Origin of the sequence: Polyangium mundeleinium (assembly GCF_028369105.1) — a bacterium.
Lineage (GTDB): Bacteria > Myxococcota_A > Polyangia > Polyangiales > Polyangiaceae > Polyangium > Polyangium mundeleinium.
In genome coordinates this window covers 9,249,718-9,269,310 of the sequence record NZ_JAQNDO010000001.1, presented here as the reverse complement: position 1 = coordinate 9,269,310, position 19,593 = coordinate 9,249,718, and the positions used below count along the sequence as shown (strand labels likewise).

Annotated in this window: 14 protein-coding genes; 8 read left to right on the top strand and 6 right to left on the bottom strand. The window is 69.2% G+C overall.

The window, feature by feature from the left end:
* The first annotated feature begins 43 nt into the window (after positions 1-43).
* The 3 genes from POL67_RS36695 (at position 44) to POL67_RS36685 (ending at position 7,910) form a co-directional block, all read left to right on the top strand.
* Complete coding sequence (locus tag POL67_RS36695) at positions 44-1,696, top strand: TolC family protein (RefSeq protein WP_271925291.1); 1,653 nt, start codon at positions 44-46, stop codon at positions 1,694-1,696.
* Between the two features lie 487 nt (positions 1,697-2,183).
* Positions 2,184-4,475, top strand: coding sequence for a sodium/proton-translocating pyrophosphatase (locus POL67_RS36690; protein ID WP_271925290.1), 2,292 nt, complete (start codon positions 2,184-2,186; stop codon positions 4,473-4,475).
* A gap of 105 nt (positions 4,476-4,580) precedes the next feature.
* Positions 4,581-7,910 (top strand): DEAD/DEAH box helicase, encoded by a 3,330-nt coding sequence (locus POL67_RS36685; RefSeq protein ID WP_271925289.1) that lies wholly within the window; start codon positions 4,581-4,583, stop codon positions 7,908-7,910.
* Between the two features lie 73 nt (positions 7,911-7,983).
* On the opposite strand, the gene POL67_RS36680 is transcribed toward POL67_RS36685, so the two are convergent.
* Genes POL67_RS36680 through POL67_RS36670 form a run of 3 tightly spaced genes read right to left on the bottom strand, consistent with a single transcriptional unit; the run spans position 7,984 to position 9,852 of the window.
* The gene (locus POL67_RS36680; protein ID WP_271925288.1) at positions 7,984-8,655 is read right to left on the bottom strand and encodes an ExbD/TolR family protein; all 672 of its coding nucleotides are present in this window, start codon (positions 8,653-8,655) and stop codon (positions 7,984-7,986) included.
* Complete coding sequence (locus POL67_RS36675; protein WP_136928458.1) at positions 8,652-9,215, bottom strand: biopolymer transporter ExbD; 564 nt, start codon at positions 9,213-9,215, stop codon at positions 8,652-8,654. The genes POL67_RS36680 and POL67_RS36675 overlap by 4 nt, the downstream gene beginning before the upstream one ends.
* Positions 9,216-9,225: 10 nt before the next feature.
* Entirely contained in the window at positions 9,226-9,852 is a 627-nt protein-coding gene (locus tag POL67_RS36670) for a MotA/TolQ/ExbB proton channel family protein (protein ID WP_271925287.1), read from the bottom strand.
* Between the two features lie 853 nt (positions 9,853-10,705).
* On the opposite strand from POL67_RS36670, the gene POL67_RS36665 reads away from it, so the two are divergent.
* The 4 genes from POL67_RS36665 to POL67_RS36650 all read left to right on the top strand — a co-directional run bounded on the left by POL67_RS36665 (position 10,706) and on the right by POL67_RS36650 (position 13,724).
* Complete coding sequence (locus POL67_RS36665) at positions 10,706-11,326, top strand: MotA/TolQ/ExbB proton channel family protein (protein ID WP_271925286.1); 621 nt, start codon at positions 10,706-10,708, stop codon at positions 11,324-11,326.
* A 193-nt stretch (positions 11,327-11,519) separates the two neighbouring features.
* Positions 11,520-12,077, top strand: a complete 558-nt coding sequence (locus POL67_RS36660; protein ID WP_271925285.1) for a biopolymer transporter ExbD — start codon at positions 11,520-11,522, stop codon at positions 12,075-12,077.
* A gap of 16 nt (positions 12,078-12,093) precedes the next feature.
* Positions 12,094-12,681 carry an ExbD/TolR family protein gene (locus tag POL67_RS36655; RefSeq protein WP_271925284.1) on the top strand — a complete coding sequence of 196 codons (588 nt, stop codon included), beginning with the start codon at positions 12,094-12,096 and terminating at the stop codon, positions 12,679-12,681.
* 11 nt (positions 12,682-12,692) lie between these two features.
* Positions 12,693-13,724, top strand: a complete 1,032-nt coding sequence (locus POL67_RS36650) for a hypothetical protein (RefSeq protein ID WP_271925283.1) — start codon at positions 12,693-12,695, stop codon at positions 13,722-13,724.
* An 11-nt stretch (positions 13,725-13,735) separates the two neighbouring features.
* Here POL67_RS36650 and POL67_RS36645 read toward each other — a convergent pair whose 3' ends face one another.
* The 3 genes from POL67_RS36645 to POL67_RS36635 are packed head-to-tail and all read right to left on the bottom strand — an operon-like array spanning position 13,736 to position 16,985.
* Entirely contained in the window at positions 13,736-14,995 is a 1,260-nt protein-coding gene (locus POL67_RS36645) for a DUF4147 domain-containing protein (RefSeq protein WP_271925282.1), read from the bottom strand.
* Positions 14,992-15,651, bottom strand: a complete 660-nt coding sequence (locus tag POL67_RS36640; RefSeq protein ID WP_271925281.1) for a hypothetical protein — start codon at positions 15,649-15,651, stop codon at positions 14,992-14,994. The genes POL67_RS36645 and POL67_RS36640 overlap by 4 nt, the downstream gene beginning before the upstream one ends.
* Entirely contained in the window at positions 15,648-16,985 is a 1,338-nt protein-coding gene (locus POL67_RS36635; RefSeq protein ID WP_271925279.1) for an HD domain-containing protein, read from the bottom strand. Before POL67_RS36635 ends, POL67_RS36640 begins: the two co-directional genes overlap by 4 nt.
* A gap of 411 nt (positions 16,986-17,396) precedes the next feature.
* Here POL67_RS36635 and POL67_RS36630 point away from each other — a divergent pair, with 411 nt between their 5' ends.
* Positions 17,397-19,520, top strand: coding sequence for a hypothetical protein (locus tag POL67_RS36630; RefSeq protein ID WP_271925278.1), 2,124 nt, complete (start codon positions 17,397-17,399; stop codon positions 19,518-19,520).
* Positions 19,521-19,593 lie beyond the last annotated feature (73 nt).

Here is a 19,593-nt window from a genome sequence, read left to right as displayed (position 1 = left end):
TTGACGGGAGGGGCGAGCGCCCATAAGTGACCGGCGGGTCAACATGACGTCCTCTGTCTCCCGCTTCGCCTCCTCCTCCTCGCCCCGCAGAGCCCTCCGCGCCCTCACGGCATGCGGGCTCGCCCTGCTGTTCGGCGCCCCCGCCGCGGCCCTCGCGCAACCCGCCCCCGCGCCGGTTCGCGCAGAGCCCGCGCCCGCCGCCCCCGCAGCCGCGCCCACGCCGCCTCCCCCCGCGACCGATCGTATCGCCGAGGCCCTCGCGCCCCAGTCCGGAGGCCTGACCCCGGACGAAGCCGCGCGCCTCGCGCTCCGCATCCGTCCGTCGCTGCGCGTCAAGCAGGCAGAGCTGCGCGCCGCCGCCGCGCGTGTCGATCAGGCGCTCCTGAACTACCTGCCCCGCGTGACCGTCGCCGCAGGCTACACGCGGCTGTCGCGGGTCGAGAACGTGCTCGGCGCGCCGTCGACGGCCTACGTGGGCACGAACCTGGATCCGGCGAACCCGCAAGTGATCCCCGTGCAGGAAGGCCCGCTCGTGTCGAGGCCGTGCCCGCCCCCCTTGTCGGGGAACTGCGTGACGGACATCGCAGGCACGGCGATCACCGCAGTGCAGGCGCCGGCCTTTTCGTTCCCGGTCCTCCTGAACTCGTACTCGCTGACGGCCTCGATCTCGGTGCCGATCTCGGACTACGTGCTGCGGATCTCGCAGGGCTACGCGGCCGCCTCGCACGCCGAGAGCGCGAAGAAGCTGGAGGTCGAAGCCGAGGGGCTGACGGTCGCCGCGGACGCGAAGGTGGCGTTCTACAACTGGGTCCGCGCCAAGGGCAGCGCCGTCGTCGCGACCGAGGCCGTCGCGCAAGCCGAGGCGCACCTGAAGGACGCGCAGCTCACCTTCTCGGCAGGTCTCATCTCCAAGGCAGACGTGCTGCGTCTCGAAGCGCAGGTCGCGGCAGCGCAGCAGGTCGAGGCCGACGGGAACGCACTTGCGTCCCTCGCGGAGGAGCAGATCCGCGTGGCCCTCGCGCTCCCAGTCGGCAAGCCGCTCACGATCGGCGTGGACGTGCTGCACGCGTCGGTGGAGCCGAGCACGGTGCAACTCGCAGCGCTGCAAGACGAGGCGCTCGCGCGGCGGCTGGAGATCCGTGCACTCGACGAGACAGAGCACTCGTTGAAGAAGCAGGTCTCGCTCGCCCGCGCCGGCTACTTCCCGCGCATCGACGGCTTCGCCGAGGGGCAGTACCAGAACCCGAACCAGCGCGTCTTCCCGCAGACGGACGAGTTCCGGTTCACATGGAACGCAGGCGTGCGGCTCTCTTGGACCATCAACGATACGCTGACCGCCATCCCCACCGTGACCGAGGCGCAGTCCCGCGTGGAGCAGATCGCAGCGCAGAAGGAGCAGCTCCTCCAAGGTCTCAAGCTCGAAGTGGCCTCCGCCCACGCAGAGCTGAAGCGCGCCGAAGCAAACATCGACGCCGCCGATCGCGGTCTCGCCGCAGCAGAAGAAGGTCTGCGCGTGCAGAACGAGCTGTTCCGCGCAGGACGCGCGACAGGCGTGGCCCTCGTCGACGCCGAGGCCGAGGTGACACGCGCACGCCTGCGCCGCGTCGACGCGCGCGTCGGGATCCTCGTCGCGCGGACACGTCTCGAGCACGCGACGGGTCGCGACGTGGAGAAGGCAACGGCAGCGCCGCGGTGAGCCTCGCGAAGGCGCGGAGCTGGGGCGTTGCCCCAGGCCCCACCAGGGGCTGTCCGCCCCTGGACCCGGACCAGCGCAAGCGCTGGACTCGGGGTCGATGAACTGCGCTCCGCGCAGTTCATCGAACAGCCGCTGGCAAGACTGGCGACGATCCTGCCAATCAAGGCCGAAGCGCTGCTGGTTCAACCGGCAACGTGGTCGTCGCCGGCTTGAAACCCACCTTCATGGTCTTGCCACGGGCCCGTTGGAAGAACTGCGCTTTGCGCAGTTCTTCCACCTTCGGTCCAGGCAGTGCCTGGTCCGGGTCCAGGGGCGGACAGCCCCTGGTCGGGTCCGGGGTGAAACCCCGGCGCGACGCCTCCGGCATCCGAGAGCGCACTTGCCCTGACGGGCGCATCGCGGTAGTGGACCTCCCCGCGGCCCGCCTTCCATGCGGATGGGGTTCGTGTTGACGAACCCACGGGCGGATGGTCGCGATGTCCTTCTCATGACTGAGCTCGCGCTCATCCTTGGCATCAGCCTGCTTGGCATCGGGTTCGCGGGGTACCTCGCGCGCTGGGTGCTTGGTTGTCCTACGGGTGAGGGGGACATGCCGCGTGTTGCGGCTCGTATCCGTGCGGCGGCGGTGTACTTCACGAACCGCTTGCGTGGCACCATCCTTGCGGTCTCGGCTGTGCCTGGGGGCGGCATCTTCCTCGCGTATGGCCTGGCTCGGCAGAAGCCTGAGGTTCAGGCGTTCCCGCCGCTCGAGCTTGGGGCTTGGCTCACGCTCTCCTTCTCGCTTGGCGTTGGGTCGGCGGTCGCGGCTGCGCATGTTGCTGCTTGGACGGCGACGCGTGCGAATGTCCGGGCTGCGAGTGGTGCGCGACGCTCGCTTGACCATGCGCTGCAGATCGCCATCCGTGGTGGCGCGGTCTCGGGGCTGTTTTCTGTCTCGCTCGGGCTCATCGGGCTCGTGGGCCTCTTTGCGGCGGTGTTTGCGCAGAAGGGCGGCTTCTCGGCCGAGCCTGGCAACGCGCTGAGGCTTGCTCCCTCGATTCCGCTCGTCATCGCTGGTTACGCGCTGGGGGGCGCGTTTGCTGCGCTCATTGCCGAGCTTGGCGGCGGTGCGTTCGCGAAGAGCGCCGACATGGGCGCTGATCTTGCGGGTCGGGAGCTCGGCCTGCCCGAGGATGATGCCCGGAATCCTGCCACCATCGCGGACCTCGCTGGTGACTGCGCGGGGGAGGGCGCGGGCAAGGCGGCGTCCGCGTTTGCTTCGACGGCGGCGGAGAACCTTGGCGCGATGCTGCTTGCGGCTGCTGTCTTCCGCCAGAACGAGGGCATCCCGAGCGTGCTCTCGATCATGTTGTTCCCCGTCATCACGCGCGCCTTTGGCGTCCTCGCTGCGATGTTCGGGGTGATGGTCGTGCGCACGGATGACCGCGAGGATCCGATGAATGCGCTCGCCCGCGGCTTGTTCGTGACGGCGCTGCTCGGCGCGGTGGGCACTGCGGGTGCGGCGAAGTGGCTGCTCGGCAAGCACTGGCTGCCGCTCTTTGGCGCGGCGGCCGTGGGCATGGCCGCGGGGATCCTCCTGCTCTTCGTGGCGCAGTACTACACGGAGCACCGCTACCGGCCCGTCCGCGAGATCGCCGAGGCTGCGCGCGTCGGTCCGCCGCTCGCGCTCCTCCGCGGGGCTTCGGTGGGCCTGGAGAGCGCGCTCGCTCCGCTCGTGATCCTCGGTGCGGCGGTGGCGTCGGCGCACGTCCTTGGCGCGCGCACCGGCCTCGATGGCGGCGGCGCGCTCGGCATCGCGGTGGCGACGATGGGGCTGCTCGGCACGAGCGCTTATGCGCTCGCGATGGCTGGCTTCGCTCCGATCATCGACAGCGCGGGCGGGATCGTGGAGATGACCATCGGGCGCGAGCGCCCCGACGTGCGCGGCCGGACGGTGGTCCTCGACGCCGTTGGCAACACGGCGAAGGCGTTCACGCGGGCGCACACGGGCGCCGCGGCGCTGCTCGCGACGTCGATGCTCGTGTCGGTTTGGCTGGACGAGGCCAAGCGCCGGCTACCTGCGGGCAAACCGGCCGCTGCGGCCGCAACTGCGCTGCAGGTGGGTCGGCCGGAGGTGTACCTCGGCGCGGCCGTTGGCATCGTCTTGGTCGTATGGTTCGCGTCGCGGTGCATCGGCGGCGTTTCGCGCGCGGCCAGGCGCATCCTTGAGGAGGCGCGCCGGCAGATCAACGCGCCCTCGTCGCTCGGGACGAGCACGGCTTGGACGCCGCCGCACCCGCGGGCCTCGCGGCCGAGCCAGTCTTCGGCGCCTGCCACGCGGGCTGGGCTCGGGGCGCCCGACCTGGACGCCTGCGTGGAGCTCGGCAGCCGCGCGGCGCTTGGCCACGCGATCACGCCGGCCCTGGTCGCCGCCTCGGTGCCGATCGCGGTGGGACTGGGCTTGCGCTTCGCCGGAACGGAAGATAATCCTCTAGCCGTTGCCGACGCGGTCGCCGCCTTGATCCTGGCCGCGACGATCGCAGGCGTCCTTGGCGCGCTCCTGCTCGGCAATGCGGGGGGCGCTTGGGACAACGCGAAGAAGTACATCGTGACCGGGGCGCACGGCGGGCGGTACCTCGTCGACGAGACCGGCGCGCGGGTCGACAACCCGACGTACCTCGCGGCGGCCTTCGGTGACACGGTCGGCGATCCGCTGAAGGACGCCGCCGGGCCCGCGATTCACGTGCTCGTGAAAATGCTTCCCGTCGTCACGCTCGTCTTTTTGCCGTTCTTCGTCTAGCCCGCGCCAGAAGGCGCGAACCACCCGATCGACGCGCCCGCTCGCCGCGGGACAAACCCCCCCCATTCAAACGTGCCGCCTCCGATCACCGACGCACTCTCCACCTTGAGCGACCGCGGGCTGCGCCGTTTGCTCGGCGCTCGCACGTTCCTCCGCGGCCTCGAATACTTCCGTCGCCGTGTCGTCGAGGACATCGATGTCCTGGAAATGAGCGCGAGCGGCGTCGTCCGCGCGAGCGACTCCGAGCCTTACCCGGTGAAGGTCGAGCTCACCCCGGACGGCATCAAGTCCTACTGCTCGTGCCCGACGTTCTCGAAGGGGGGCCAGCACTGCAAGCACGTCGCCGCGCTGCTCATCACGCTGCGGGATCAAGCCCGCGGCGCGCAGCCCCGTCGCGACCCCGTGCCCGCCCCGATGATGCCGCAGACCGCGCACGCCGGCGGCGATGCGCTCAAGCGCGTGCGAAGGCGCGATCGGCCGCGCGGCACGCAGCCGCCGCTCGGTAGCCCCGGCCCGGGAGCCTCGATGGGGCACATGGGCGCAAGCGAGAGGACCTCGATGGCCGCGATGGGACCGCCCGGCTCGTCCGTGATCACCGCGCCGCAGCACGACGCGACGGCGAAACAAACCGGCATCGGCGCGTGGCTGCCCCCCGAGGGGCTCGGCGGCTCGCGGCGCGTGGAGTTCCGCCTGCACGTCCGCCAGGGCGCGCTCACGGTCACGGTGCTCGACGCCGACGCGCGCGTGCCGATCCTGCCCTCGACGGCCCTCGCCTGGCAGGCGCTCTATCCGACGCCCGATCGCGACGCCCTGCGCCTCCTCGCCCGCTTCGAGAGCGGCAACCCGCGGCACCCCGCGGTCGACGTGCGCGGCGAGGACGTCGCCGAGCTTTTGCCCTTGCTGGAAGGCCAGCGCGTGCTGCTCGAGCCCGCGCTCATGCAGCTCCGCTTCGCCGAGGAGCCGCTGCGGCCGCGCTTCGATCTGGAGACCGTCGGCGGCGACACGATCATCGTGAAGGCGAGCTTCGAGCGCCCGACGGACAGGCGCCGCTTCACGCTGCTGCAAGGCGGCTGGTTCGAGGGCTGGCCCGGCTGGCACGTCGACACGCAGGAGGGCATCGCGCGGCGCCTCGACAAGCGCGTCTCGCCCGCCGCGATGCGCAGGCTCTTGCGCTCGCCCACGATCGGCGAGCCGATGCGCGACCTCGTGCGCCTGATCATGCAGGGCTTGCCGAAGGTCGCGCTGGAGGTCGGCGCGGAGCTTCCGGATCTCGCGCAGATCGCGGACGTCGTGGATTTGCCCCCGACGTTCCGCATGCGCGCGGGCGGCTCGCTCGTCGAGGCGCACGTGCAGCTCTACGCCGCGTATGGCGAGGAGGAAGTGCAGGTCCGCGCCGACGGGATCTCGCCGCCCGTGCTCGTGCAGCCGCCCGAGGAGGGCATGAAGCGCGCGCGTTGCGTGCGGGTCGACATCGCGTTGCAGCAGGAGGCGGCGGCGCGGCTGCTCGGCCTCGGCCTCAAGCCCGACGAGACGGGCCAGGAGTTCGTGGCGAGCGGCGACGCGGCCATCCGCTTCTGGAGCGAGGGCCTCGCAGAGCTGCCCGAGGACTGGGATCTCTTCGTCCCGGAGGACCTCGTCGACACGCAGGTCCGGCACAAGCCGCTCGGCGTCTTCGCCAAGGTCACGAGCGGCATGGACTGGCTCAACGTGCGGCTCTCGTTCGAGAGCGAGGGCATCGCCGTCGATCGCGACGAGCTGCGCCGCTGTCTCACCGAGGGCAAGAAGTACGTGCGCCTCGAAGACGGCTCGTTCGCGCCGCTCGATCCCGACACGATCCGCTCGATGCTCGACCGCGAGATCGAGCTCATGACGGCGGCTGGCCGCAGCGGAAAGCTGCCGCTCGCGCACGCGGGCCGCATCCAGGAGCTGCTCTCGCAGGTGAGCGGTTCGAACGTGGCCCAGGGCGCGCGCGAGCTCTTCCACAAGCTGTCGAGCATCGACGAGATCGAGAGCACGAAGAAGCCGCGGGCGCTCAAGGCGACGTTGCGCCCCTACCAGGAAGCCGGCCTCTCGTGGCTCAAGTTCATCCACGACATCGGCTCCGGCGGCGTGCTCGCGGACGACATGGGCCTCGGCAAGACGGTGCAGACGATCGCGCTGCTCCTCAGCGTCAAGCAGGAGGAGAAGCACGTCAAAGCGCTGATCGTGGCCCCGACGAGCGTCGTGACGAACTGGGAGCGCGAGCTCGTCCGGTTCGCGCCGACGCTCAGGGTGGCGCTCTGGCACGGCGCGGATCGCAAGGACCAGATCGAGGAGGTCCAGGAGGCCGAGGTCATCATCACGAGCTACGCGCTGCTCCGCCGCGATGAGGAGTTCCTCGCGAAGCTCGATCTCACCTACGCGATCCTCGACGAGGCGCAGCACATCAAGAACCCGCTCTCCGCGACCGCGGCCGCCGCGAAGCGCCTCAAGGCGCGCCGCAGGCTCGCGCTCACGGGCACGCCGATCGAGAACCGCCTCTCCGAGATCTGGTCGATCTTCGACTTCGTCTCACCGGGCCTGCTCGGCACGCTCGACAAGTTCGAGGCGCGCCTGGCGCGGCCGATCGAGGCCGGCGACTACAAGACCGCGCAGCGCCTGCGCTCGATCATCCACCCCTTCATCCTGCGCCGTACGAAGCAGGAGGTCGCCAAGGACCTGCCCGAGAAGATCGAGACCGATCAGATCTGCGATCTCACGGGGGATCAGCGGTCGATTTACCTGCAGGTGGCGCGCGAGGTGCGGGCCCAGGTGCTCGGCGAGGTGGAGCGCGTCGGCATCGCGAAGAGCCAGATCCAGATCCTCGCGGGCCTCACGCGGCTGCGTCAGGCGGCCTGCGATCCGCGGCTCCTCGGCCTGCCGCGCGACTTCTCGGACGAGGACTCGGGCAAGCTCGTGGCGCTGCGCGAGCTCATCGCGAACGCGGTCGAGGGCGGCCACAAGGTGCTCGTCTTCAGCCAGTTCGTGATGATGCTGAAGATCATCGAGCGGGCGATGAAGGAGGACGGGGTGCCCTACGAGTACCTCGACGGCTCGACGAAGGATCGTATGGAGCGCGTGGAGCGCTTCCAGAACGATCCGACGGTGCCGGTCTTCCTGATCAGCCTGAAGGCCGGCGGGACGGGCCTGAACCTGACGGCGGCGGACACGGTGATCCACTTCGATCCGTGGTGGAATCCGGCCGTGGAGCAGCAGGCGACGGATCGCGCCCACCGCATCGGGCAAACCCGCGTCGTGACGGCGTACCGGCTCGTCGCGGAGGGGACGATCGAGGAGAAGATCCTGCAGCTCAAGGCGAAGAAGCGCGAGCTCGTGGCCTCGGTCCTCAGCGAGGATCAGGGCGGCGCCAAGAAGCTCACGAAGGCGGACGTGGAGGAGCTCTTCTCCGTCGACTGACGGACGAGGGAAGGGGAGGGACCAGGGAGGGGTCCTGGGAAGGGGCCCGCGCCGCGACTTGCGGCCGCGGGCCTTACTTCTTCCCGCTCAGGATCATCAGGTGGTACTTGCCGAACTCGCTCTGGCCGAGGGTGTAGAGCACCTCGATGAGCAGCCGGTAGGGCGTGGTCTTGTCGGCGACGATGCGCGCCTCGGACGTGGACGGGTCGAGGCCCTTCGCGGCGCGGACGGCCTTGTCGATCTCGCGCGCGTGCTGGAGCGAGTTCGCCAGCGGCACGATGTAGAGGTCGTTCGGGCCGCTGCGCTTGTGCTTGGCGTCGATGCCCGACTGCGCGAGCTGCTCGCGGCTCGGCAAGGTCACGACGGGCGTGGACTCTTCGCCGACCAGGATCTGCGTCTTCGAGACGACGACGAGCACGCCCTCGTCGCTCGGCTCGCCGACCATCACGGACTGCGGCAGGCGGAGGTCGTCGGACTGCGGGATCGCGCCGGCCGACGAGGCGAGGCTCTTCAGCAAGAAGACCAGGATGATGGTCATCAGGTCGAGCATCGCCGTGATGTTGAGGAAGTCGATCTCGGGCTCGCGCGCGTTCTTGCGCTTCGCCTTCCTCAGGGCGGCCTTGTACTTGACGAGGCTGCCCTTCTGCGGCTGCGGAGGCCGCGGGCGCTGGTTCGGGGCCGAGCGGGGCGCGTTCGGGCCGCTGTCTTGCCCAGGCTCCGGATCGAAGGCGTCTTCGGTGCTCATCGCGCCACCCCGAAGTGCACGTCCGAGAAGAGCTCCTCTTCGCCGTCTTTTCGGAGCGCGTCCATCGTGTCGATGATCGTCCCGTATTCGACGCCCGGGTTCGCGGTGATGGTCACCTGGGTCTCCTCCTTGAACTCGGGGGCTGCGTTCTTGAGCCGCTTCGCGCAGCTCGTGACGGCGGCGAAGTCGTGGATGCTGCCCTCGCGCATCGGGATGGTGATGCCGGCGCCGATGCCCTGACAACCCGGGGCGACGTTGCCGCTCGAGGTCTTGAGCGAGATTCCCTGCGTCGTGATGAACGCCGAGAGGTTCAGCGCCTTGGTCGCCACGTCGCTCCGACCCTTGCCGCCGATGGCGGGCGGGGTCGTGTCGATCGAGGCGATGAAGGTGACCGAGACGCTGGCGAGCACGAACATCATCACGTTCGTGATGATGTCGAGGAAGGGCACGATGTTGAGCTCACCCGCCTCCTCGCCCGGCTCCGGCTCTTTCGGCTGAGAAAGCCGCCGGATGCGCGATTTTTGCGAGGCGCTGAGCGGAGCGTCGTGGGTCTCGGCCATGGGCGACGCTCTAGAAGTTCGGCTTGGCGATCGTCAGCAGGTTGAACACGCGCTCGGTGGTCGACTCCAGATCGTGCTGGATGTTCTTCGACCGCGTGTGGAGCAGCACGTGCGCGATCATGCAGAGCACTGCGATACCGAGTCCGAACGCCGTGTTGTACATGGCCTCCGCGATGCCGTTCGAGAGCATCTGCTGCTTGACGGCGGCGGAGAGGCCGGGGGCCGAGATCGAGGCGAAGGTCTTGATGAGACCACTCACGGTGCCGATGAGGCCGATCAGCGTGGCGATGTTCGCGAGGGACCAGAGCAACCCGACGCGCTTCTCGACGGCGGGCTTGAGCTCGGAGAGCTTCTCGCTGAGGGCCGCGTCGATCTCGTCGGCGCCTTTGCTCGCCTGGGTGAGGCCGGCCTTGACGAGCTGCAGGATCGGGTAGTCGCCGGCGTCGCAGAGCTTGATGGCGCGGTCGATGTTGCCTGCGACCACGAGCTTCTTGATCTGGGCGAAGAACTCCTTCGAGTTCACGCGGTAGCGGTCGAGCTGGAAGTACGCACGCTCGATGATGACGGTCACCACGATCGCCGAGACGACGAGGTTCATCACGAGGAACGTGGGGTTCTCCTTGATGGCCCCCCACATCCCGACCTCTCCTCCTTCGGACGCCAACATGAACAGGTGACGCATCCTCGCAGTCCCTTTCTCCCTACCAAGTCACCAGAGCGCCACGATCCGTGGTTATGCCCTACGCGCAAAAGTCGCGTTGGGGCGCGACTATAGCCGCCGCTCGATCTCTCAGGCAAGCGGCAGAGGATCGTGTGAGCGGAGCCCCTGCCGCGTCGTGACGTGGGCTGCTTGGGCTTCGTCCGATGAGGCTGGATCCTTCCAAGTTCGTGGGGAACGTGCGTTGTTTACCGCGTGACTCGCGCGATCTCGACCAAATGTTGCTTGACGAGAGAGGGTCTGAATCGCGAAGATGCCGGTCGCCTGGGCGATGAAGCTTCAACGAGGGCCGATTCGCGCTGGGTCGACGGAGACGACGATCCTTGGATACCGGCCATTTGCCCCGTTCGGATGCGGGCGGGTAGACTGGCCCCGGAACACGCGAGCTCGTGCGCGAACACGGGATCTCGTGCTCCATCCTGGATCGCCGCTGACGAAGACACCCGAGACGGAACGAAGCCAAACACCCTACTTGCGTTGGGGCGTGCGGCTCGGCTAGCGTCCTGGTTCGCTTGGATGCCTTGGCCGAAGTCGTACCCTCCCCAGCGATGCAACGAAGCGGAATTCACGCGGAGAGCAACGAGCGGGGCGCGGGGCGCGAGGCCGCGACGGCCAGCGCGATCGCACGAAGACCGTCGCAGTAACTGCCGCATTCGATCCGGAATGGCTTTCATGTAGAGTGCGACACCTCGGCCCGAGCGGACGCGAGGCAAGCTGGAGGACCTGACAAATGCACGCAGCGTACGAGCACTTCAAAGAAGGTGGATGGGGCATGTGGCCCATCTTGTTCTGGTCGATCCTGACGATCGGCATCATCGTGGAGCGCTCCATCTATCTGTTCGGCGCGTCGATCAACAAGGACGTCTTCCTCGCCACGATGCAGAAGTGCATCCTCGCGGGTGACGTGGCCAAGGCCGTCAAGATGTGCTCCGCCGCCAACGCGCCGCTCGCCCGCATCGTGCAGGCTGGCCTCGTGAAGGTGAACCGTCCCGACGAAGAGGTTCAGGCTGCGATGGACGAGGCCGCGCTCCGCGAGCTTCCGCGCCTCAGCAAGAACACCCCGTACCTCGGCCTCCTCGCGAACCTCGCGATGCTCTCGGGCCTCCTCGGCACCGTGACGGGTCTCATCATGGCATTCGGCTCCGTCTCCGGTGAGTCGATCGATCCGAGCCAGAAGGCGCGCGTTCTCGCGGCAGGCATCTCGGAGGCCATGAACTGCACCGCGTTCGGCCTCGCCGTCGCGATCATCGCCCTCATCGGCTTCGCCATTCTCAACGGCAAGACGCAGCACCTCGAGGACGACATCAACGAGGCGTCGGTCATGGTGCTGAACCTCGTCGTGGCGAACCGCCAGAAGGTGAACGTCGCGGCCGTGGGCCAGGCGGCTGCCTGAAATCCACCTCCGGGGCGGCGCCTGCGCCCGCGCCGCCCCCGCCGTGATCTAGGGAGAAACTTTCGCCCAGATCCGTTGTCGTACAAAGGGCAATGCCCTGCCCACGAGGGCGGGCAACGGTAGCGTGTAGGGGGCGCGTCATGCGTCCCCATCGCAGTACGCTCGCGAGAGCGAGCATCGCAGGAGGCAGCCCATGGGTGGCGTAGACGTAGGCAGCGAGGGCGGCAAAAAGAAAGCGACGAACGCGGAAATCAACATGGTCCCGTTCATCGACCTGTTGATGTGCACGATCGCGTTCCTCTTGATCACGGCTGTGTGGGTCACGAACTCGCGCATGAACGCGGACGCGCAGGTGCCTGGGCCGCCGAACCCCGACAAGGAACTCACGCCGCAGACGCCCGAGAAGGTGCTGAATCTGCACATCGGCGAGAGCGATTTCGCGCTCGTGTGGAAGCAGGGTGCGACCGTCGTGAGCGAGGTGCGTGTCCCCAAGCCGCCGCCGAGTGACAGCGCCGTGATCCGGTATTCGGACCTCGCGAAGAAGATCGAGGCCGAGTGGAATAGCAACGGCAGCCATCGCGATCCGAGCGACAAGAAGCTCGATCAGGCGATCATGCACACCGACAACCGCACTCCCTTCAAGGAGGTCGTCGCGGTGCTCGACGCGCTTTACACGACGAAGCGCAAGGTGAAGCTCCCCGAGGGGGACAAGGACCTGCCGGTCTTCAACATGACGTTCTCCGTCCGCTGAGCAAGGGAGACCTGAGATGGGTGGCCACGCCAAACCTCCGTCCAAACATCACAACCCCCACGCCCACGTCATCCACCAGCCTGGTCGGCGGTTGATGCACCACATCCCGCTGAAGTTCGTGTGGAACAAGGTGGCGGGGCACGGCAGGCGGAGCGGCAACGCCGCGCTGAACCTGGTCAGCTTCATCGACTTCTTGATCACCACCGTCATCTTCCTCCTGATGTCCTTCTCGGCGTCCGGTGAGATCACGGTCGACAAGAACGTCAAACTGCCGAAGGCCGAGAACGTCGAGGACATCATCGACGCGCCGATGGTCGCCGTGAACGGCAACCAGATCCTCGTCGACGGCACGCTCGCCGGCTCGACGCGCGCGATCGAGGAGCTCGGCCGTATGCAGAAGATCGACGAGCTCTTCAACCTCCTGAAGAACAAGCGCGAGCTCTGGAAGCAGGTGCAGCCGAACAAGCCGTTCCCCGGCGTCTGCATCCTCCAGGTCGACTCGAACGTGCCCGCGATCGTCGTGAAGAGCGTCTTCCAGACCGCTGCGTTCGCCGGTTACCCGAACGTCAGCTTCATGGTCGCCAAGCTCCCCAAGAGCGGCTGAAAGCTACCCCCATGCCGCCCAGCGCGGATGAACGACCCCGCGGCCTGCCCTCGCTGATCCAGTCCAAGCAGGACCGCGGGGCGGGCCGTATGCGGTGGCCCGCCCCCAAAGTTTGGGCCTGGATCGGCCTCGTGATGGCCGTCACGGTCATCTTCCAGTGGAAGTGGGCCCAAGGCCGCCTCGAGAGCGAACGAAGCGGCGTCCTCGCCAAACAACGCGCCGTCGTCACCGAGCTCGGTCCCCGCTGGTTTCCCTTGCGTGACCGGATCGAGCGCTGGACGGTCGACCTCGCGAAGGAGCCGTCCTCGGACGTCGTCGAGACGGAGATCCTCAAGGCCTGGACCTTCCGCGACAAACCCGGCATCTATCTCCGCCTCGACGCCGACCAAGCCACGAGCGCCGAGGCCATCCGCAAAGCCTCGAACGATTCGTTGCGTGACGGGTTCACCGCCTGCCTGTTCACGGCAGACAACAAGAACCAGCTCTCCGGCAAGGAGTGCAAGCTCACCCGCGATTGCGCATTCGGCGAGATCTGCAACGAGCTCGATCGCTGCGCGCCGCCCGCGCAACCGTACAACCTGCGCGTCGCGTACCGAGCGATGCGTATCCTCTCCGAGGACTGGGTACGGGAGGCGCAGGACACGACAGGCGAGCTGCGGCTGCGTGCGCTCACGAGCTTCTTCGAGGATGCTGTGCGCGACGACATCCCGATCGCGGTCGATCTGCTCACCCGAGCGCAGTACTTCGCCGTCGTCCTCGACGAGACGCCGCCGAACTTTCAGGTCCCCGCGGGCATGTCGAAGTCCGAAGCCCTGCGCGCCGTGCCCCACGCGTCGCGCGTTGGCATCTGGCGGCTCTCGGACAACAAGCTCGTGCTTCGCATCCGCCGCTCGCCCGAGGTGGAGCTCAAGATGTCCGGCGCGCAGCTCGACGAACGCGTCGTGAACGCCCAGCAGCGCCAGGCCTTGAGCTGCGCGCTCGCGAATGCCGTCCGCGACGCGATGGGCGATACCCAGGCGGGTGTCGTCGCGCCCGCGCCGTAAAACGCGGTCTCTCAGCTCTCCGAGAAAAAACGCGCCAGGATGTGCAGATCCGTGAGGTTCTGCCCTGTCGGGCCCGTGTCGATCGCCGTGCCGAGGGCGTGGTGGATCGCGGCATCATCGTAGCCAGCGAGCGCCGCGTCGATTCGCGCTGCATCGAAGTCGTTCGCGGCGCCAGGGCTCACGACGGCGCCTGCGGCGGAGGAGCTTCCGTCGGTGCCGTCGGAGGCGCCGCAGAGGAGCGCGACACCCGGAGGAAGTCTTTTCATGGCGGCAAGCGCGACCCAGCCAGCGCGTCCGCCGCGTCCGCGTTCGGGCGGTAAGGCGAGCGTTGGCTCGCACGCGATGACGATCGCGCTGCCTGGGTCAAGCGCCGCAGCCTGCGCGAGGCGTTTTTCCACCACGGCGCGCGCGTCACCGCCTTCGGGGGGCTCGATCCGGACGGAAAAACCACGCGCGGAGAGGTTCGCGGCGGCAGCGCGGGCGAAGTCCTCGGGGCCGGCGAGCAGGCGGGCCGCGGTGCGCGTGGGGAACGGGGTTTCCGTGTCGTCGAGGTGGGGCGCGACGCGCGCGGCAAGCTCGGCGGGGGCATACCGGGCGAGCGCGACGCGGGCCTCGGCGGCGGTCGTGGGATCGGGGACCGTGGGGCCGGAGCCGATGTCGTGCAGCGCGCCGCCGACGACGTCGGAGAGCGCGAGCGTCTCCACGAATGCAGGCGCGGCCGCGGCGGCGAGCCGTCCGCCTTTGATGCGCGAGAGGTGGCGGCGCACGAGGTTCACGTCGTGGATCGGCGCGCCACCTTCGAGGAGCGCGCGGACGACGTGGCGTTCGTCGTCGAGGTCGAGCCCGGGCGGAGGCAACACGAGGAGCGCAGAGCTGCCGCCCGAGATCAACGCGAGGACGCGATCCGCGGGGCCGAGGCCACGTACGTGCGCGAGCGCCGCGTGGGCCGCTGCGACGCTGCGTTCGTCGGGGACAGGGTGTGCAGCGCGGAGGACGACGGCTGCGCTCTGGAGATCGAGCCCGCGAAAGGCGAGCGGCGCGCCGTCGACGGTCACGACGAGCGTGGCCTCGATGCAATCGCCCCAGCGGGAGAGAGCGCCCCGGGCCATCGCCGCCGCCGCTTTGCCCGCGGCGAAGAGCCGGACGCGCGCGCCTTCAGGGGGCCGCGAGGGCAGGGCCTCCGCCACGAGGCGGGCCGGGTCGAGCGCGGCGAGGCTCTCTCGAAAGACCTCGGCGAGGACGTGCCGGAGGGCCGCCTCGGCGGTGATCATCGTTCGAGCCGATCGGCCACGTCCACGAGGTGAACGGGCACGATGTGGCGCCACGTGAGCGTGACCGAGAGGAGCGCGCCCTGATCGATCAGGTGGAAGGGCGCCGCGCCGGTGAACGCTCCCGGCCGGACGCGGAGCGCGCCGCGCACGCCGAGCACCGGCCCCGTGGCGTTCGCGAAAAACGGGAAGCCGAGGCCGATGGAGAACTCGAATCCCGGCTCGGCGCTGAACGTGCCTCCGCGCGGGGCTTCCCAGAAGGCGCCGAGGCCGAGCGCGAACGAGTCGAGGCCGAGGTCGAAGCGCGCGGGCCCATGCTCCAGGTTCGTCGCGAAGCGGCCGAGGAAGAGTGGCTCGATCACCACGCCGGTCGCGATCGATCGCGTGACGGCCGGGCCGTCCGTCCCGAGGGCGTCGGTGTAGTGCGCGTACAAGCCCGCGGATGACAGGTACAGGAGGGACGCGTGGGCGGCGAGCGCGGGGCCTCCGCGCGCGAATGCGGCTCCGGCGCCGACGCGCACGTCGAGGTCGCCGTCGAGGCGCCCGTAGACGCCGTCGGGCCCGTCGTCGTCGGCCTGCGCCGTCGCGGCCGAGCTTCCGAGCACGAGCAGCACGGCGAGGCCCACGCCGCGCGCCGCCGAGACGCGCGCGCGGCTCAACGGACGAACGCCTCCCGCATCGCGTCGCGCAGCTCCGGGGCGAAGATCAGCCGGCAGCGGGTGAGCGTCTCGTTGCGCAGACGATCGAGCAAGAACGAAACCTCCGAAGGGGGACGGGGCTTGCCGCTCGGGAAGACCACGTGCAGCGAGTCGTCTTCGGCATACGGCGTGTCCGTCGCGACGTCGAGACCCACGTACAGGTCCGGATCGAGCCCCCGCTCCGAGGCGACCGTGCGCGCGGCGGCGAGCGCCTTCTCGCGGGCCCCGTCGTCGAGCGCGCCGAACGCGCTTCCGGTGAAGCTCTCGCCGTCCCCGTGCGCCTCGGGCGAGAGCTCGATCGTCTTGAAGAGCGAGCGCGCGCGGAGCCGCCGGCAGAGATCACTCAGCGTGGGGTCTTTTGCTTCCTCCCATGCGTGGATGGCGCCGAGCAGGACCTGGTCGTCGAGCTCGAGGTACTGATCGAGCGAGGGTACGTCCCCCGCGGCGACGGCGGCGATCGCGGGTGGCAGGACGGGCAGGCGCGTGCCATCCACGACGAGCGCGAGGGCGCGGCGCAGGATGGCGCCGATCATCCACTCGGCCGCGCGTGTGGCTTTGTGAAAGTAGACCTGCTGGAACATGAAGTACCGCGCGAGCAGGAACGACTCGATCGCGACGATGCCCTTCTGTCCGTCGATCGCGAGCGACGGCGCGTTGTGACCGGGGGGGCCGCTCGGCTCGCTGAAGCGGAGGCTTCGGAGCAGCCACGGCAGGTCGTAGTCGCCGTAGCGCACGCCGGTCGCGTGCGCGTCGCGCAGGAGGTAGTCGCAGCGGTCGACGTCGAAGGTGCCGCTCACCGCGCGGGCGAGGTAGGGCAGCTCGTGCTTGCCCGCGACGAGATCGGCTACGCGGCGCGGCAGGCTCGGATCGTCCTCGGCGAGGATCTGGTGCAGCTCGCATGCCGGGTCGAGCAGGATCCTCGCGGTCCACGTCTCGTGCTCCACGGCGCCCGGCATCGCCGCCTCGAACAGGTGCGAGAGCGGCCCGTGTCCGACGTCGTGCAGCAGCGCCGCCGCGATGGCGTCGCGCGCGCGCTCGCTCGTCACGCGTTGCCAGAACGGCAGATCTCGATCGATCTGCCTGAGCCGCGCGAGCAGGAGCTTCATCACGTGCGCGGCGCCGATCGCGTGCGAGAAGCGCGTGTGCTCGGCGCCTGGGTACGCGAGCGAGGTGAGCCCGAGCTGGCGTATCCGCCGCAGCCGTTGCATCTCTCTGGCGCCGAGGAGGCGCGTCACGATCGAGTCTTCTTCGCTTTCGAACGCGACGAGCCCATGCACCGGGTCACGCAGGATCACTCATGCCCTCCAGGGATCCATCGTAGTCCCGCATCGTCCATCCGGCATCTCCTCGTGCGTATCGGGAGTTCCCTGACGCTGTCGATCACGCTCGAAAAATTCCCGGTAAAACCCCTGTCGAATTCCAGTCGTGGTAGCAGCGGAGCCCATGCAGGTCTTCCACGCGTGCGACCCGAGGCGTTCGAGATGCGCACGAAAGTGGCGCGAAGACCGCAGAAATTGCGCCGATTGGGGGATGTCGGTGCACCCTTCGTCGTGTAGTGTCGTTCGTTGGACGTGAAGCGAGTCGACGCGTCCGACAACCCCTCCTTCCATGTCGGTGATGTCATGACCTCCATCGGCGGACGACACGGCGAAGCCGCTCTGGAACCTGCGCACGGTGCCTCGAAGGGCCAACGCGCTTCGCGCGCAGTGGAACCCGAGCCCGCGTCCGATGAGACCGGAGGCGGATCGCCCCGCCGGCTCGATCACATCCTCCGCGCCCTTCCGGACTCCGAGCTCGCGGCGCTCATCCGCCGCCTCGGCATACGCATCGATGCGCAGAAGCGCATCGACGCTCCGTCGCAGGTCGCCCGCGCGCTCGTCGGCATCCCCGACGTGCGGGATCCGTCGCGCTTGCAGGCGTCGAGCCGCGAGCTGCTCCACCGCATCGCCGAGGCCGGCGGCGCGCTCGTCGTGCCGACGTTGCCCGCGGGGCTCGAGCCGCTCGTCGCGCGCGGCGTCGTGTACGCGCGCAAGATCGACGAAGGCATCGAGCTCGTCCTTCCAACCGCGTTCCTCGTGCAGCTCAAGTCCTGGGAGAGCGAGGACCCGCGCGCTCTCCGCGCGCTCCTCTCGCAGGCGTCGTTCGAAACCGTCAGCGCCGTGGCCGCGCACTACCTCGGCCGCCCGGCCACGCCGCCGATCGCGCTCTCGCTCGAAGCCGCGTGGGAGACGCTCTGCGATACGTCGCGCCTCGCGTCCGAGGTCGAGCGGCTCGCTCCGGTCGAGCGTCGCTTGCTCGAAGCCATCGAGGCCGTCGGCGGCGAGGTCGACACGCAGGAGCTGCTCGATCTCGAACGTGAGCCCATGCGCCTGCGCGGCGCCACCGGCATCACGGCCAGCCGGCGAGGCGCGGGCTTCGCGCTCGAACGTCGGGCCTTCCTGATCCCGATCCACCCGAACCGCCACGTCATCCCGACCGAGATCTCGACCATCGTCGGCGCCGAGCGCCGCAAGGCCCGCGAGGCCCGCCGCGCGCAGATCCGATCGTTCGTCCTCGAAGAAGATCACGCGCCGCGCCGCGCCCGCTTCGCCCCCGATCCGGGCATGCTCGCGCTCGGCCTTGCGTACGCGGTGCGCGAGCCTGGCAGCGACGTTCGTCCCGGCGTGGGCACGCCTCGTTCGCTCCTCGTTCGTCTCGCCCAGCGCTTCGGCCGCGACGTGGAGATGGTCGCGCTCTCGGCCGCGGTTTCGCGCGCCATCGGTTTGTGGGAGCCGTCGGCGGCCTCGGCGGCCACGCCTCCGGGATCGCTCGCCGTGCACGAGCTCGGCCGCGTCCTCTTCGACACGTGGCGCCGCGGCGGCGCATGGGACGAAGCGCGTCCCGAGCGCGAGGTGTTACGTGCCGCCTCCGAGGGCCGCGAGTCGAGCCCGATCGGCGCCCTCCGCGAGATGGTCATCGACGCGCTGCAAGAGCTCGGCGAGGGCCGCTGGGTGCCGTGGGCCTCGCTCCGCGGCTACCTCGCCGCGGACGATCGCATCGGCGGCGTCGAGCGCCTCCTGCGCCGCTGGGGCGATCGCACCTCGAACGAGGCCCCGGAGGTCCTCGAAATCACGCGCCGCATCGCGCTCGAATCCTTGCCTGCGCTCGGCATCCTCGACCTCGGCGGCGACGACCTCGACGACGGCCCTGCCTTGCGCCTCACGCCGCGCGGCCGCGCCATGCTCGCGGGCACCGCGCCGAGCCTCGATCCGGCCCCGAGCCATTTCGTCGAGACGCAGATCCTCCAGATCGCCCCTTCGGCGCGCGTCGCGCACGTGCTCGCGCTCGTTCCATTCGCCGAGATCACGCGCATCGGCGACAAGGTCGATCTCCTCCTCGCGCCCTCGTCGATCGCGCGGGCCCTCTCCGCCGGGCTTGAAAGCGACGCGCTGCGCGCGCGGATCGAGGCCGTCGCGAAGCTCCCCGACGGCATCTCGCAGATGCTCATCCAGGCGAGCGTGGTGATCGGCCGCGCGAGCTTCGTCCCCGCCGCGGGCTTCCTGTGGGTGGAAGACGCGGAGATCCGCGAGCTCTTGCGCACGCGGCGCCCCGCCTCCGAGCTCTTCATCGATCCGTCCCCGCCGTCTGGTTTGCTCCTCGCGCCTGACGTTGATCTCGAGCGCCTCGTTCGTCGCTGTCGCGCGCTCGGCGTCGAGGTCGAGTGCGACGGGAACCTCCTGCGCGCCCGCTCCGTCACGCCCATGCCTTCGAGCCAGGAGGCGCCGCCGCGCGCGCCTTCGACGAGCCGCGGGCGATCACGGACGCCGGCTCCGCGCACGACCCGATCCTGACGAAAAAGCCCATGATCCCGCGCTTCGGCGTGGGCGCGGAAATGCGTGCGCGGCCGTGAGGCTCGGCCCTCCG

Excerpts from the sequence above, each read along its gene's own strand:
- POL67_RS36690 (WP_271925290.1), top strand. The coding sequence starts at position 2,184 with ATGACTGAGCTCGCGCTCATCCTTGGCATCAGCCTGCTTGGCATCGGG.
- POL67_RS36675 (WP_136928458.1), bottom strand. The coding sequence starts at position 9,215 with ATGGCCGAGACCCACGACGCTCCGCTCAGCGCCTCGCAAAAATCGCGC.
- POL67_RS36645 (WP_271925282.1), bottom strand. The coding sequence starts at position 14,995 with ATGATCACCGCCGAGGCGGCCCTCCGGCACGTCCTCGCCGAGGTCTTT.
- POL67_RS36660 (WP_271925285.1), top strand. The coding sequence starts at position 11,520 with ATGGGTGGCGTAGACGTAGGCAGCGAGGGCGGCAAAAAGAAAGCGACG.
- POL67_RS36695 (WP_271925291.1), top strand. The coding sequence starts at position 44 with ATGACGTCCTCTGTCTCCCGCTTCGCCTCCTCCTCCTCGCCCCGCAGA.
- POL67_RS36665 (WP_271925286.1), top strand. The coding sequence starts at position 10,706 with ATGTGGCCCATCTTGTTCTGGTCGATCCTGACGATCGGCATCATCGTG.
- POL67_RS36655 (WP_271925284.1), top strand. The coding sequence starts at position 12,094 with ATGGGTGGCCACGCCAAACCTCCGTCCAAACATCACAACCCCCACGCC.
- POL67_RS36680 (WP_271925288.1), bottom strand. The coding sequence starts at position 8,655 with ATGAGCACCGAAGACGCCTTCGATCCGGAGCCTGGGCAAGACAGCGGC.
- POL67_RS36670 (WP_271925287.1), bottom strand. The coding sequence starts at position 9,852 with ATGTGGGGGGCCATCAAGGAGAACCCCACGTTCCTCGTGATGAACCTC.
- POL67_RS36650 (WP_271925283.1), top strand. The coding sequence starts at position 12,693 with ATGCCGCCCAGCGCGGATGAACGACCCCGCGGCCTGCCCTCGCTGATC.